General features: G+C 33.2%; 16 protein-coding genes. 10 read left to right on the top strand and 6 right to left on the bottom strand.

The features are described 5' to 3' along the window. Positions 1–29: 29 nt before the first annotated feature. From B3I52_RS13330 to B3I52_RS13345, 3 genes are all read right to left on the bottom strand, one after another. Entirely contained in the window at positions 30–218 is a 189-nt protein-coding gene (locus tag B3I52_RS13330; protein WP_293302027.1) for a four helix bundle protein, read from the bottom strand. Between the two features lie 314 nt (positions 219–532). Then, positions 533–1,717, bottom strand: a complete 1,185-nt coding sequence (locus tag B3I52_RS13340; protein ID WP_293302031.1) for a DUF6575 domain-containing protein — start codon at positions 1,715–1,717, stop codon at positions 533–535. Next, entirely contained in the window at positions 1,707–2,099 is a 393-nt protein-coding gene (locus B3I52_RS13345; RefSeq protein WP_293302033.1) for a hypothetical protein, read from the bottom strand. The genes B3I52_RS13340 and B3I52_RS13345 overlap by 11 nt, the downstream gene beginning before the upstream one ends. A 177-nt stretch (positions 2,100–2,276) precedes the next feature. Here B3I52_RS13345 and B3I52_RS13350 point away from each other — a divergent pair, with 177 nt between their 5' ends. Both B3I52_RS13350 and B3I52_RS13355 read left to right on the top strand, forming a co-directional pair. Further along, on the top strand, positions 2,277–2,771 hold the full coding sequence (locus tag B3I52_RS13350; protein ID WP_293302036.1) for a hypothetical protein: 495 nt from the start codon (positions 2,277–2,279) through the stop codon (positions 2,769–2,771). Beyond that, positions 2,768–2,911, top strand: a complete 144-nt coding sequence (locus tag B3I52_RS13355) for a hypothetical protein (RefSeq protein ID WP_293302038.1) — start codon at positions 2,768–2,770, stop codon at positions 2,909–2,911. The genes B3I52_RS13350 and B3I52_RS13355 overlap by 4 nt, the downstream gene beginning before the upstream one ends. A 68-nt stretch (positions 2,912–2,979) precedes the next feature. Here B3I52_RS13355 and B3I52_RS13360 read toward each other — a convergent pair whose 3' ends face one another. Further along, entirely contained in the window at positions 2,980–3,426 is a 447-nt protein-coding gene (locus B3I52_RS13360; protein ID WP_293302041.1) for a hypothetical protein, read from the bottom strand. Positions 3,427–3,460: 34 nt separating this feature from the next. Between B3I52_RS13360 and B3I52_RS13365 the strand changes: the two genes are divergently transcribed. From B3I52_RS13365 to B3I52_RS13390, 6 genes are all read left to right on the top strand, one after another. After that, positions 3,461–3,760, top strand: a complete 300-nt coding sequence (locus tag B3I52_RS13365; protein WP_293302044.1) for a helix-turn-helix domain-containing protein — start codon at positions 3,461–3,463, stop codon at positions 3,758–3,760. A gap of 2 nt (positions 3,761–3,762) precedes the next feature. Further along, positions 3,763–4,029 (top strand): hypothetical protein, encoded by a 267-nt coding sequence (locus B3I52_RS13370; RefSeq protein ID WP_293302047.1) that lies wholly within the window; start codon positions 3,763–3,765, stop codon positions 4,027–4,029. Positions 4,030–4,360: 331 nt separating this feature from the next. Then, positions 4,361–5,176 (top strand): hypothetical protein, encoded by an 816-nt coding sequence (locus B3I52_RS13375; RefSeq protein ID WP_293302049.1) that lies wholly within the window; start codon positions 4,361–4,363, stop codon positions 5,174–5,176. A 1-nt stretch (position 5,177) separates the two neighbouring features. Beyond that, positions 5,178–5,573, top strand: a complete 396-nt coding sequence (locus tag B3I52_RS13380; RefSeq protein ID WP_293302052.1) for a hypothetical protein — start codon at positions 5,178–5,180, stop codon at positions 5,571–5,573. A gap of 43 nt (positions 5,574–5,616) precedes the next feature. Then, positions 5,617–6,546: an IS1595 family transposase gene (locus B3I52_RS13385; protein ID WP_293302054.1), complete on the top strand. Its 930-nt coding sequence runs from the start codon at positions 5,617–5,619 to the stop codon at positions 6,544–6,546. 4 nt (positions 6,547–6,550) lie between these two features. After that, positions 6,551–6,721 (top strand): hypothetical protein, encoded by a 171-nt coding sequence (locus B3I52_RS13390; protein ID WP_293302056.1) that lies wholly within the window; start codon positions 6,551–6,553, stop codon positions 6,719–6,721. 38 nt (positions 6,722–6,759) lie between these two features. Here B3I52_RS13390 and B3I52_RS13395 read toward each other — a convergent pair whose 3' ends face one another. Together B3I52_RS13395 and B3I52_RS13400 are read right to left on the bottom strand one after the other, a co-directional pair. Then, positions 6,760–6,930: a hypothetical protein gene (locus B3I52_RS13395; protein WP_293302059.1), complete on the bottom strand. Its 171-nt coding sequence runs from the start codon at positions 6,928–6,930 to the stop codon at positions 6,760–6,762. Between the two features lie 68 nt (positions 6,931–6,998). Next, positions 6,999–7,541, bottom strand: coding sequence for a DUF6934 family protein (locus B3I52_RS13400; RefSeq protein ID WP_293302061.1), 543 nt, complete (start codon positions 7,539–7,541; stop codon positions 6,999–7,001). 132 nt (positions 7,542–7,673) lie between these two features. Between B3I52_RS13400 and B3I52_RS13405 the strand changes: the two genes are divergently transcribed. Then, the gene (locus B3I52_RS13405) at positions 7,674–10,559 is read left to right on the top strand and encodes a helix-turn-helix and ligand-binding sensor domain-containing protein (protein ID WP_293302063.1); all 2,886 of its coding nucleotides are present in this window, start codon (positions 7,674–7,676) and stop codon (positions 10,557–10,559) included. A 257-nt stretch (positions 10,560–10,816) separates the two neighbouring features. Continuing rightward, positions 10,817–13,846, top strand: coding sequence for a SusC/RagA family TonB-linked outer membrane protein (locus B3I52_RS13410; protein WP_293302065.1), 3,030 nt, complete (start codon positions 10,817–10,819; stop codon positions 13,844–13,846). The last annotated feature ends 8 nt before the right edge of the window (positions 13,847–13,854 follow it).

Consider the following 13,854-nt stretch of genomic DNA (forward strand, 5'->3'; position numbering starts at 1 on the left):
TAGTTAAGTTATGACCTCTATTAATTTATTCATTTTAAAGAATTTTTCAGCGAATTTATCTTTTTACAAAACTGTTTATACTCAGTATAAAAGTACATGAATTGTTCATTAGAAATATATTTTCTATTACGTGCCATGTGTAAACAGCTTACAGCTTCTAAGCCAGAACGAACAGAATAAGTTAAGAATCTGCTAAACTCTGCATTGGATTGACCCATACAGCCTTCTGCTATATTTAGGTTTACAGTCGGCAGCTTTTTTTATCTGGGTAGTTAGACTAAATAATTCTATTTTAGGAAACTGCCGCTTGGCAAGGTTATCAATTTCATCACTTAACAACAAAGAGATTTGCCAAATTTTTAACTCTTCAAATTTAAATACCATAGTATTAATACATTATTATACAATCTCTGCATTCTTTTTGACGATAAGTTATTTTTTTTAAAAAGTTTTCAGCTATTGACCATTGACTATCAAGCCTGTCAAACTATTCATTAATTTTTTTGGTAACAATTACTCAAATGGGACAAAGTCATTGTTTAATTAATTCATAGTCCGTTAGAAATCTTTTTATCTCCTCGGATTTGACGCTTGTTTCAGGGTGGTATATGGTTTTAATGGTAAATTTATAGTACTCTCTACCTATATTTAAATAGTCATTTTTTATTTTTTCTAGAATTGACAATTCAAATTTTCCCCGGATAGAAAAATCCTCTTTTTCAGAGTATATTTTAAAAGACGGTTCTTTTGAGTCTATGTCTATTTCTCGAAATATACCTTCAATGATTTCTACATCCTCAACTACGTCCAAAGACTCATCAATTATCGCTTTCGCTATTTTTGCTTTTTCTTTGTCAATAACTGCTATCTGTACTTCTTTGTTAATTGGATTAGCATATGCTGTGTTTAAGGTCGCATCATTTTCTATGATAGCTTTGATTATCGTACTATATTCTTTTATATATCTATTATTCTTAGTTGAATTTATTACACGTTTAAACTCATCCTTATTTTGAGCATTTAATAGCTGCATAATTTTCTCTATGGCTTCTGTTTCTTTTTCTAAAAAAAGGTCTTTTGAATAATTTATCTCAATCGTTATTCCAAGAGATGAATGTCTAAGGTTGTTAAATGAAATGTGCTTGTCTGCATTTCTATTATCAAATTCCAGTAAGTTTTTTATGATATCTACAAGCGGGGTTAGTACTTTAAATATTGCATACGGTTTTATAGATGAAATTAAGTTTTGACTTTGTAAATAAAAGTCTAGTATCAATTTATTAGTTCTTTCAGAATAACCTAATAGATAATTTTCATTTAGTTCAGCTTCTTTTATTGAGTATTCGAATGTAAAGTTGTAACTCTGTGGAATGAGATTATATGTATGCGTATCAACAGATGGAACTAAATATGATTGCAATATTTTCCCATCATATAAACTATATTCAATTATATAAACCACATTATTTTCAGCGCTTATAAATGTATCGTAAATGTTCTTTCTATTTTCAAGAACTTCATTCAGCCTTTCCTTACTAACTTGTACGTAACTTCTAATTTCCGAGTCCGTATTAGAAGTTGATAAATAACTCAAATAAAGATTCCCTATTTCATCTTGCTCAAGCAATAAAATAGGCTCTTCCCTAAAGTCAAAAGCCTCTATTACACTTAAATTAAGTGAAAATTGTGGGAGCTGAAATTTCGAATCAATCTTCATTTACTTCTGAGATATTTATAGGACTAAAGATATCAAATTGAGATTTGCTGTAAAACCATGTATTGATATGACCACTTGAACCATTAAGATGAGATTTACCATCATCTTTACAAAGATTATAATGAGCAATATAGTCTCCTAATTTATTATTTCTTTCTATTGATTTTTGTACTGCTTCCTTCGCATTGCTTAATGTATCGTAAAAAGAAATCGCATATGCTTCACATAGTTGCTTGTATCTAGGATTATCAGGATACAACTTAGCATATACCTTAAAATCATCTATAGAAGGAGTGTTAGTTTTTGTCACTCTGAATACACTTCCTTCATAATCTATAGCTTTATTAGTAGGACATCTTTCAGGTAAATCTTCTTTCCACATAGAGAGCGTTTTGGTTTGAAAATTGGTCAATATAATCAAATATAATAACAAAGTTTTATTTATAAATATTCGAAATTTTTAAAAGAATTTTTTTCACACATAAGAGTTTAATTACTAACTAAAAATGTTAGCAATTATTTTTCCGCTATTTTCTTATTATCATTATTTTAGTACTCAATGAGAAATAGATTATGGATGGAGCTTTGTCAAGCAAAATGGAACAATAAATATTGTGCTGTTTTACTTACGTACAGGAGAAGAGTTCTTAATTGGGTAACTATTTTAATTCTAGTTTTTTCAGGCGCAGGTGTAATGGGATGGAAATTTTGGGAAACCATGCCTTTTATATCCTGCCTAATAATTTCGGCGATACAGATAGTAAGGTTAGTACAGCCCCACCTTTTTCCTACTGAAAAACAAATAGAAAAGCTAGAATTTGTTACGGACTTCTATTTCGATTATTATAATAAACTTGAAAAACTATGGTTTGATTATGAAAATGAACGAATTGATGAGGAAAATACCCAATTAGAGTTTTACAAATTAAAAGACAGTGAGAAAGAGGTAAACAAAATCATTAATGAAGTAATTAAGACCGTGGATAAAAAAATGAAGGAAAAGTGTGACAAAGCAACAGAAGAATATTTTAATAGATTAATTGTAATAATATGAGTGAAAAACCAAAAGGAGATTCAAATCCCTCTCCAGAAAGCATCGTTAGGATTATTGAGGATGGAAGCAGAAGTGTAAAAAATGGCAATATTTTGCCCAGTTTTCATATTCCACCACCACCTCCAAAAGAAAAAAAGTAAGTTTTATTAACTTAAATTTATGGAAAAATTATGACTGCCCTTTGTGATGAGCCAAGGGCTTTATCATTTTATGGCTTCTTGACAAATACCTTATCCATATGCGTAGAATAGAAATAAGAACTATCTACTACTGGTAATACTTGTAAAGCTATCTGCTCTGAACCATCTGTGCCAAATTCAATAACTAAGTGCCTAACTTCGTTATTCTTTTTCACTTTATCATACCAAATATACGCACCTCGTCTTCCTGTAGGTGATATCATTTCATCATCTGACTGACCTAATAACCTTAAAGCCTTATCTATCCTACCCTCTAAGAATGCAAGTTTATATTCGTCTATATCTTTTAGTGTTTTAAGCTTTTCTTCTTTTTCTAAAAGTTTTCTAAACGCTTCTGATGTGTCTTTTTTAGTTGTTAGCTGTTGGTTTGATTTTTCTGTCTTCTGATTTGAGTTGTGCTGATTGCACGAAGCAAGTACGCTGATAGCGATAAGAAAGATTAATGTCCTTTTCATAAAATGATTTTTTAAATTATTTCAATCGCAATATATGATTAATCGTGCATTATTCATCGTGCATGATATAAAATATGTTATAAATAATTTTGTTTCGATGGCAGGTAAGAAAGAGAATCCAAGGAACAACCTTATCATAAAACGATTCGGTGAAAATGTGCGAAAGATTCGCATAGCCAAAGGATTAACTATGAATGAGCTTGCTAATGCATGTGACGTTGAGTTGGGAACAATAAGTACCGTTGAAAGAGCTATTGTAAATTGTACAATTAGTACAGCCTATGCGATTTCAATAGCATTAGAAACATCAATTGATAAATTATTGGAGGAATAATAATGGGAGTTTTAGCAGATAAGAATGATTTTGAATTTCAAAGATGGGTTGAGAATTATAACTCTGATTTTATACTACCATTTATTACAGAAGCAGCTTCTAAAAAGTATAAGATAGATATGTTTTCAACTTCAGGAATGTTCTATTTATGGTATCCTGAAAAAGAAAAATATATAGAAATAAAAACAAAATTAGACTTGACTAATAAAGAGAACATATACTCTTTAGTTAAAACATTTGATGAATTGATTAAAGACGGTGAAATTTGATTTTACTATTTTCACAATCAGTATTCACATCATAAACAAAAAATATATCTATACCATTAGATTTTCTCTTGTCATAAGAAAATTCCATCTTTAGAATATCATTTCTTTTTAGATAATTACTAACTATTGACATGAAATAATCATGTTCTATTTCCATTTGTGTAATTGGTTGTTTCATATATATAAATAGTCCCTTTCTTAAAAATAGACCAGAACTATATATATAAATGCTATTTATATTCTTCTTTTTATCTATCCTTTTTAGGTTGGAATAGCAACTGCGTAATTTCTACGCAAAAAACTTATATTTATCTGAAATATTATCATCAAAATGGAGGACTCTCAATCTTTTATATCAGGCATATATCAATTTATTTTAGGAATTTCTGCTGGAGTAATTACCACTATTTTAACTACCAAATGGTTAAATAAGGAAATTTTATTAACAAAACGGCTATTTATCCAGCGTGTTGCTTATTCTAGTGAATCAGAAACTTGGGGGAAAATAGAAGTCCTTTATAATGGAGGTCAGTCTCATAATCTACATCTAATAACTGTAGAAATTCATAATGAAAGCAGCAAGAACATTGAGGAACTAGAAGTGGTTTTTACTCTTCCTGAAAATAACGTTGTTTATGCTAGTTCAGGTGAATATAAGCAGGATGAAGTTTTTACACCATTGTATTTTACCGCGGAATATTACAACTATTTTGCTTCTGTAATTGAAAAAAATAAAGATTTAAGCCTTTTAGATGAAATAGAAAAATCACAGCATCAGAAGGACGTGAATGTAGTTACCAGGCAAAGAAAATACCGTATCCCCGTTTTTAACAAGAATGGGGTTGGCATTTTTAGTTTTTTAATTGACAACATTGGCAATATTGAACCAACACTAATGGTAAGCATTCTGAAAAAAGATGTTCGACTTGCACCTTACCAAGAAGAAGAGGAAAGAAAAAAAACACAGAATAAGTGGGTAACAATAATGAATTTGCTTTTCCTTTTAATAGCATCTTATGCCATATATTTATATAGCACCAGCATTATGATGGCTGTTTCATTGATGTTTGCTAATATATTCATTTCATATCTTTTAGCATTCGGATTATACAGGACGATAGTTTGGGTTAAAAATTCAATGAATTAAAATGGAAATAGCTATAGGAATTGTTGGATTGTTGATAGCTTGGTTTACTTATCAGAAAACCTTTCTTTCAAAACCAAATGAAGAAATAGAAAATCTAATGCTTCATTTTAGAACTACTCAATCCATGTCTAAAAAAGTACAGACTAAATTGAAAGATTATGCTGAAATGAATAATGCTTGGGATGCGGATATGTTTCCCAATATAACCTTTGCTAAATATATAAGTACTATGGAAGAAACTTATGAGAAAAATCTTTCTGATAAACTAATAAATGATATTCTTCGTGAAAAACCATCCAAGTCAATATTAATATCCATGACTAAAAGTTTAGAGAAACAATTAGAAGCACTCAACATTCTGGATACACAAATTAATCTATTATCTGAAAATCATTAAGAAATTATTTTTAAATTTCCAAATTTTTTCTTATATTTGTTTTATGTTCAATGAATTTAAAACTTATAACCAATTTTTAGATTACTTCAACAACGAACAAACCTGCATAAGATATCTCGAATACCATCTTTGGAACAATAACCCTACTTGTCCACATTGTGGCTGCACTAACGCTTATACAACTAACAGAGGTTATAAATGTTCAGACAAGGATTGTAGAAAGAAATTCTCAGTAACATCAGGTACTATCTACAGACATACAAAGGTCAGTCTTCGTACATGGCTGTCTGCAATGTACCTGACAACTTCTTTCAAAAAAGGCATATCAGCATTACAGCTTGCCAAGATGATAGGTGTATCTGATAAGACAGCTTGGTTCATGCTAAGGAAAATAAGAAACTTATTTACACAAGCAAACTCAGAAAAGCTAAAAGGCACAGTTCAGGCTGATGAAACATTTGTAGGTGGGAAGAACAAAAACAGACATGCCGACAAGAAATATAAAGGAGTTCAGGGCAGAGCTGCAAAAGATAAAATACCTGTTTTGGGGCTGGTTACAAATGAAGGTCAAGTAAGAACATTTGTTGTAAAAGATACAGAAGCATATACTTTACAGAATATTGTAAAGAATAATGTAGAGCAAGGTGCAACGTTTATTTCAGATGCTTATAAGTCTTATATAGGTTTGGATAAATATTATAATCATATAAGGGTGAAGCATAATGAAAATGGTGATTATAAGTTTGCTGTAACAGGCATACACAATACAAATCGAATGGAAGGTTTTTGGACATGGGTTAAGAGGGGTTACATTGGAACTCATCACCATATGAGCAGAAAGCATCTACAGGCTTACTGTGATGAAATTAGTTTTAGGTATAACACAAGAAATTTGTCCGATTCTGCTAGATTTGAACAAACTATGAAATTGATTCATCAGGGACAGATTACTTACAAAGATATAGCGGCATAAAATCATGGCAAAGAAGAAGGGGAAGGGTAGAAAAGATAAACAAAAGCAACTTGAAGAAAAGTATAATGAAAAAGTTATAGTGGATGTTTCTTTTGAGGACTTGGTAAAGTTAAGCTTAGGCATACATCCTAAACCAGCACTTAAAAAAGAGGATAAAGAAAAAGGTTCAGAATAATCACTGAACCTTTTTCATATAGGAATTTTAAACCAATCTTATATTGGTAAAGATTTTAATCCTTTTAAAGATTTTCTAGCTTCTGCAATTTTATTAACAAATAATTCTTTACCTTTTAAAGTTGCAGCAACAACACTAAATTTCTCTTTAGCATCAATTGGAGTTTCTATTACATTAGAATTTCTCACAAGTTTTCTATTTGCTTTCATAACTTCATTAATTATATGATTATATCAAATATAATCATATTTATAAATACTTTGTTTTACAAAAGTATTTATTTTTTCTTATATACTAAAATTTCATGATAAGTTTCACCAGGAACATATTGAACAAATTCTTCACCTCCTGTACTATTTCTACCATAAAAATCATAATCTTTAGAAAGCTCATCAAAGTTCTTATTTACATAATATCTATATGTATTTATTCTTTGATTCGTTTTTCTACATTCATCCTTACATTTTTTGGTGCAAGTATTAATACAATTCAGCTTAAAATCGTCAGCAGAATCACTTCCACGAACATAAATTACATCATATGGTCTTTCAGCAAAAAAAACAGGGATACTATGCAAGACAGTATTAAATACTGTATACATATCTCCATTATTACTATTAACATCATCAACTAATGTTTTGTTAGCGTCATCATAATCTCCAAAACCTAGATTATACACATACCTGCCATCTTCTTGCTGCTGTATTGGAGCATATTCTATCAGTTTAATTATAGTTGAATTACCCGTACTAGCAAACATGAATTTTATTTTCTTATCTTCTTGTGTTAGTTCAGTATCGTAGTGCTTCTTATCTTTCAAATCATTGTATCGGAGTTGATTATACTCCAACACCAAAAATATTATTTTAACTTGAAATTTAAGCTTCTAAATCTTAACATATATTTTTTTGTCCCATTTCAGTAATTGTTACCATTTTTTTATTTTGCAACTATGAGAATTAGCCTATCATATTTCCTTTTCGTAACGCTTCTTTTCTTTGGTTTATCCAGCACAAAAGCTAACGACATTCCTCGTATTGGCGTACCCTATGTACAGAATTTCCATAAATCATTATATGCTGCCGGAAATCAGAATTGGTCTATCGCCAAAGACAAAAAAGGCATCATGTATTTTGGTAATGCTAGCGGATTAATGAGCTATGATGGCAAATATTGGCAAAAACAAAAACTACCTAACAACCAAATCATTAGATCTGTTGCTATTGGCGCCGATGGCTTAGTTTACACGGGAGGCTTTGGAGAATTTGGATTTTGGAAACATCAGGACAAAAAACCACACTATACCTCCTTAATTAGCTTAATACCTAAACCAACCAAATTAACAGGCGAAGTTTGGAAAATTTATCCCCTAGGCAAAACCATTTACTTTCAAACCTTTTCACATATATTCATTTATCAAAACAATAAAATAACAGTTTTAAACGCTGCAAACAATCTTCTATTCCTGCACAAGGCGGGCAACAGACTTTTTGCCGAAGTAATTGACCACGGATTATTTGAGCTTAAAGGAAACAAGCTTATTAAGCTACAAGGCAGCGAAATACTGGGTAAAACAGGCGTACTTTCCATTCTTCCTTTTAAAAACAATCAACTTTTAATTGGTACCAGTAAAAATGGATTATTTGTATTTAATGGCACTACATTTATGCCTTTTGCCAACCAAGCCAATAATTTTCTTAAAACCTACCAACTTAACAATGGTATTAAAGCGCTCGATAATTATTATGCTTTCGGTACAATTTTAAATGGCATTATCATTATCGATGAAAATGGAGATATAGTTCAGCACATTAACAAAGCAAGCGGCTTACAGAACAATACGGTGCTATGCCTTTACAACGACAATGAAAACAATTTATGGGCAGGTTTAGACAATGGTATCGACAGAATTGAGCTAAATTCTCCCCTGTCTTTTTATTTTGACAAAACAGGGAAATTTGGCACCGTTTACTCTAGTTTAATATTTGGCAACAAGATTTATCTTGGAACCAATCAAGGTTTATTTTCGGGGAATTGGAACAAACACTCGGCAAGTAATTTCGATTTCAAATTAATTCCAAATTCGCAGGGGCAGGTTTGGGATTTAACCAAAATTGACAACCAACTCATTTGCGGGCACAATGACGGAACATTTACCGTTGTTGGCGATAGAATTGAGAAAATATCTAACATTAATGGCGGATGGACACTAAAAAAACTAGCTTCGAACCCCAATTATTTAATACAAGGCACTTACACTGGCCTTGCTATTTACACTAAAAATACGCAAGGAAATTGGGTTTTTAGCCTTAAAATTGATGGTTTTGGCGAACCTTCCCGTTATGTAGAGCAAGACCACAAAGGTAATATTTGGGTAAGCCATGCTTACAAAGGGCTTTACCGATTAACCTTAAGTACCGACCTAAAGAAGGCCAGCAACATACAATATTACGATGAAAAAAATGGCCTGCCGAGTAGTTTTAACATCAATGCTTTTAACCTAGAAAATAGAGTAGTGTTCTCTTCCGATTCGGGTTTTTACGTTTACGATGACATCAGTAATCACTTTAGCAAATATGAGGCCCTCAACAATAAATTGGGGGGTTTCGGTTCATCACATAAAATTATTAAGGCTACAAATAATGCCTATTGGTTTATAAACGATGGCAGAATGAGCCTTGCCAACTTTAATCAGCCCGGAAAAATAAGCGTCGACTCCAATAGGTTCAATGTACTAGACGGCAGAATGGTGCAATACTACGAGAACATTAGCCAAATTAGCGATAACCTGTACTTAATTAGTGTAGATGATGGTTTTGTAATTTATAACAATGCCTTAGCAAGCGCACTTAAATCTGCTACAAAGCTACCTCGAGTTTTAATTGGCAAAATAGAAGACATTACCGACAAGTACAGTTCAATTACAGAAAGTGGCGAAAGTGAAAAAGAGATTGCCATTCCATTCTCTAGAAACAGTATCAGGATTTCTTTTGCATTGCCTTATTACCGTCTCTCAAAAATCAAGTTCCAATATTTTTTAGAGGGATATTCTAAACAATGGTCTGAATGGAATACAGCAAGCCAAAAAGACTTTACGAACCTGAGCAATGGCTCCTATACTTTTAAAGTAAGGGCAAAAATTAACGAATATACAGTTACCGAAATTAGCAGTATAAAAATTATCATTTTGGCACCTTGGTATGCCAGCAATTGGGCTTGGGCATTTTATTTCATCTGCATTGTTATTGGGTTAATTGTAGGCAAACGAATTTATGAAGCAAAATTAAAAAGAGATCAACAAAAAATCTCCGACAAGTTACAACAAGAGCACGAAGAGCACTTGAAAAAAGAAGCAGAAGCAACCGAAAAACAAATTGCTAAGCTACAAACCGAAAAATTGCAAATCGAGCTTGCCGGAAAAAGCCGCGAATTAGCCAACTCTGCCATGAGCTTGGTTTATAAAAATGAACTGCTTCAAAAAATAAGTCAAGAACTGAGCAAGTTAAAGGACAACCAAAAACCACAAGAAGACCAATTGCGAAAAATACAGAAAATTATAGACGATGGCATGAATGACGAACGCGATTGGAACTTGTTTGAAAACAGTTTTAACGAAGCCCACGAAAGTTTCTTTAAAAAATTAAAAGCAAACCATCCAGACTTGGTACCAAACGACCTAAAACTGTGCGCTTATTTACGCATGAATATGAGCAGTAAGGAAATGGCCTCTCTCCTAAATATCTCGGTAAGAGGTGTAGAAATTAGGCGATACCGCTTGCGCAAAAAGCTAGCAGTTCCGCATGATAAGAACCTCACTGAATTTCTTATCGAATTATAACACTACATCATTACCTCTCACACTGCTTTGCTAAAGGTACTTTTAACTAATTACTCAAGACGCTTTGTAGTAGTATCATTTTCTTAATATAACCTAAAAAAACAGTGTTTAAACCTAAAAAACAATAGTTTACCCCTCATCGTGAGATAGCTTTAAAAGCCCCCTTGATGTAGTAATGTGTAAGTCGTTTTAATTGTTCTTACCAAACAAAAACTTAACATTCGTGTATTCAATTAATCAAATATTAATTAAACGGTATGAAAAAAATCTTTACAGAACTCTCTGTTATTACCTGTTTTTTATTGCTTTTAATATCAGACGTTGCCTATGCCCAAAATGTTACAGTTAAGGGTACGGTAAAAGACGATCGGAATTTACCCATACCAGGAGTAAGTATTGTACTTAAAGGCACTAACAACGGCGTACAAACAGACGCTATTGGAAATTATACCATCAGTGTTCCATCTAACGGCACATTGGTATTTTCTTCTATCGGTTTCAACAACCAAGAAACTCTAGTTAACAACAGAACAACTATTAACATTACACTGCTTCCTTCTACCAACGACTTACAACAAATAGTAGTTATTGGTTACGGTACACAAAAGAAAAGAGACCTTACAGGTTCTATCACCTCTATTAAGGGAAAAGAGATAGAAAAACTACCTAACGTAAACCCGGTATCTTCTTTACAAGGGCAGGTGGCAGGTTTAACCATTGTAAATAGTGGTAGTCCCGGTGCTGCACCAACAGTAAGGATTAGAGGTATTGCAAGTACCAATTCTAACTCCGTTAACCCTTTATATGTGGTAGATGGGGTACACCAAAGCAATATAGACTACATTAATCCCGCAGACATTGAAAGTATAGAAGTACTAAAAGATGCTTCTTCTGCAGCTATTTTTGGTTTACAAGCAGCCAATGGTGTTATCGTAGTAACCACAAAAAGAGCTAAAACAGGAACTACTACTATTAATTTGGCTAGTTCGGCTGGTTTTCAAAAAATACAGAAAACCATTGATGTACTCAATGCAGCTCAATTCCGTACGGTGTACGATAAAATTAGAGCAAACGCAAATGCCATTCCATTTGATTACACCAACTACACGGCCGACACCGATTGGCAAAATGAGATGTTACGAACAGCCTTCCAAACCAATCATGGCTTAACCATTTCAAATAGTAGCGAAAAATCTACGACTTTGTTAAGTTTGGGATACAACAATCAAGAAGGCGTCTTAAAATTTGGCAAATATCAAAGATATACCGCTAGATTGAATGAAGAAATTAGGATAACCAAAGACATTAAAATAGGTGGCGATTTTACAGGCTCGCATTGGAATTTGAATGGATCTGGTGCAAGCTTAAATAACGCTCTGTGGGCTGCTCCAATTGTAGGTATTAGAGAGAGTGAAACTGCCTATTATGCCATGCCTAGTTTTCAAAGGTCGCAAGTAGGTAACCCAATAGCTTCAATTTACCAAAATGATAAAACAAGCATCAACAAAGGTTACAGATTTGTAGGAAGTCTGTTTGGCGAGGTCAAATTTTTAGAGAAATTTACTTGGAAGTCGCAGGTGTACACAGATCTAGGCTTCAATAACTCGAGAGGTTATACCCCAATTTCTTTCACACAAGTTTTACTGGGGGAATTTGGACAACCAACAGAGTATTACAACAACCCAAATGCCAGAACTTCTGTTAGACAAGCAGCAGAAGAGTTCAGAAAATTCCAACAAGACCATACCTTAACTTATAGTGATAAAATTGGCGGCCATAGCTTTACCGGCTTAGTTGGTTTAACAACGATCCACGAAAGTAGCACTTCGCTATCTGGAAGCCGCACAGATACGAGGTTATTTATCCCCAACGACCCAGATTTATGGTATGTTGGCATCGTAGATCCTGATAACCCAACAACATTGGGCGGCGGGGGTGCTAATCGTTCGTCGGTGGGGGCATTCGCCAGAGCCAATTATGCTTACAAAGAAAGGTATTTAATAAATGCATCTATTCGTAGAGACGGGATTTCACGTTTAAGCCCTCAAAACAGATGGGGTACATTTGGTTCTTTAGGTTTAGGATGGGTAGTTTCAGAAGAAAATTTCTTTAAGAACATTAAAGGCATCGATTTTCTAAAATTACGTGGTGCTTGGGGTAGTACAGGTAATGCTTCGGGCATTGCAGATTTCATTTACCTCCCTGGTTTAAACACAGGCGGATCCGGTGTATTTGGTGATTTTATCTATCCATCTGTAGCTCCAGACTATCTTCCAGATCGTAATTTAAGATGGGAAAGTAACAGAGGTTTAGATATGGGTTTTGATTTGAAAGCTTTAAATAACAAGCTAAGTGCAGAAGTAGTTTATTACGACAGAAAAGCGAAAGATATCATTACCTCCATTACCCTGCCTGGTTCAACTGGTGTTACACGATATATCACAAATGCTGGTACCATTAGCAACAAAGGCTTAGAAGTTGCCCTTGGATGGACTGATAACATTACCAAAAATTTAAAATACTCGATATCACCAAATTTTAGCTACAATAAAAACGAAGTAACTTCTATTGGCGACAAAATAGACTTCTTATTGACCGGTAATGGAACAGTGAATAGAACGGTTACCGGTCAATCTGTTGGTCATTTCTATGGTTATAGACAAGCTGGAATTTACCAAACCGTATCTCAAATAGAAAATTCTCCAACTTTAGCAGGAGTATTGCCAGGAGACATCATGTACCAAGACATCAATAAGGATGGAAAAATCGACGAAAAAGACATGGAAAACTTAGGTTCGCCATTCCCATCTTGGAATTATGGAATCAATTTTTCATTATCATATAAAAACTTCGATTTCTTAGTGCAAGGTCAAGGTGTTGCCGGAAATTACATCTATACCCAAAGACGAGTGGTAACATTTACCGATGCCAATCTGGAAACCAATAGATTAAACGCTTGGGACGGCGCAGGCACTTCCAATATAGAACCTATCTTAGACAAAGGAAGGTCTGGCAACTATCGCTTTAGTACTTACTTTTTAGAACCTGGCGATTATTTCCGTCTTAGAACATTACAATTAGGCTATACTTATAAACCTAAAAACACTACGGGTATGATGTTGAAAAGTTTAAGAATGTATTTAAGCGGACAAAATTTATATACCTGGTCTAAAGTGAGTGGTTATACCCCAGAAGTTCCAATTGGCAACGTTTTAGGAGGTGGTGCCGATAATGGCACCTATCCAATACCTGCGGTTTACACATTTGGTATTAATGTTACATTTTAATCTTGAAC

Origin of the sequence: Pedobacter sp. UBA4863, from assembly GCF_002399615.1 — a bacterium.
GTDB lineage: Bacteria > Bacteroidota > Bacteroidia > Sphingobacteriales > Sphingobacteriaceae > Pedobacter.

Coding starts and splice junctions, on each gene's coding strand:
- B3I52_RS13330 (WP_293302027.1), bottom strand. CDS start 218: ATGGGTCAATCCAATGCAGAGTTTAGCAGATTCTTAACTTATTCTGTT.
- B3I52_RS13340 (WP_293302031.1), bottom strand. CDS start 1,717: ATGAAGATTGATTCGAAATTTCAGCTCCCACAATTTTCACTTAATTTA.
- B3I52_RS13345 (WP_293302033.1), bottom strand. CDS start 2,099: ATGTGGAAAGAAGATTTACCTGAAAGATGTCCTACTAATAAAGCTATA.
- B3I52_RS13350 (WP_293302036.1), top strand. CDS start 2,277: ATGAGAAATAGATTATGGATGGAGCTTTGTCAAGCAAAATGGAACAAT.
- B3I52_RS13355 (WP_293302038.1), top strand. CDS start 2,768: ATGAGTGAAAAACCAAAAGGAGATTCAAATCCCTCTCCAGAAAGCATC.
- B3I52_RS13360 (WP_293302041.1), bottom strand. CDS start 3,426: ATGAAAAGGACATTAATCTTTCTTATCGCTATCAGCGTACTTGCTTCG.
- B3I52_RS13365 (WP_293302044.1), top strand. CDS start 3,461: ATGATTAATCGTGCATTATTCATCGTGCATGATATAAAATATGTTATA.
- B3I52_RS13370 (WP_293302047.1), top strand. CDS start 3,763: ATGGGAGTTTTAGCAGATAAGAATGATTTTGAATTTCAAAGATGGGTT.
- B3I52_RS13375 (WP_293302049.1), top strand. CDS start 4,361: ATGGAGGACTCTCAATCTTTTATATCAGGCATATATCAATTTATTTTA.
- B3I52_RS13380 (WP_293302052.1), top strand. CDS start 5,178: ATGGAAATAGCTATAGGAATTGTTGGATTGTTGATAGCTTGGTTTACT.
- B3I52_RS13385 (WP_293302054.1), top strand. CDS start 5,617: ATGTTCAATGAATTTAAAACTTATAACCAATTTTTAGATTACTTCAAC.
- B3I52_RS13390 (WP_293302056.1), top strand. CDS start 6,551: ATGGCAAAGAAGAAGGGGAAGGGTAGAAAAGATAAACAAAAGCAACTT.
- B3I52_RS13395 (WP_293302059.1), bottom strand. CDS start 6,930: ATGAAAGCAAATAGAAAACTTGTGAGAAATTCTAATGTAATAGAAACT.
- B3I52_RS13405 (WP_293302063.1), top strand. CDS start 7,674: ATGAGAATTAGCCTATCATATTTCCTTTTCGTAACGCTTCTTTTCTTT.
- B3I52_RS13410 (WP_293302065.1), top strand. CDS start 10,817: ATGAAAAAAATCTTTACAGAACTCTCTGTTATTACCTGTTTTTTATTG.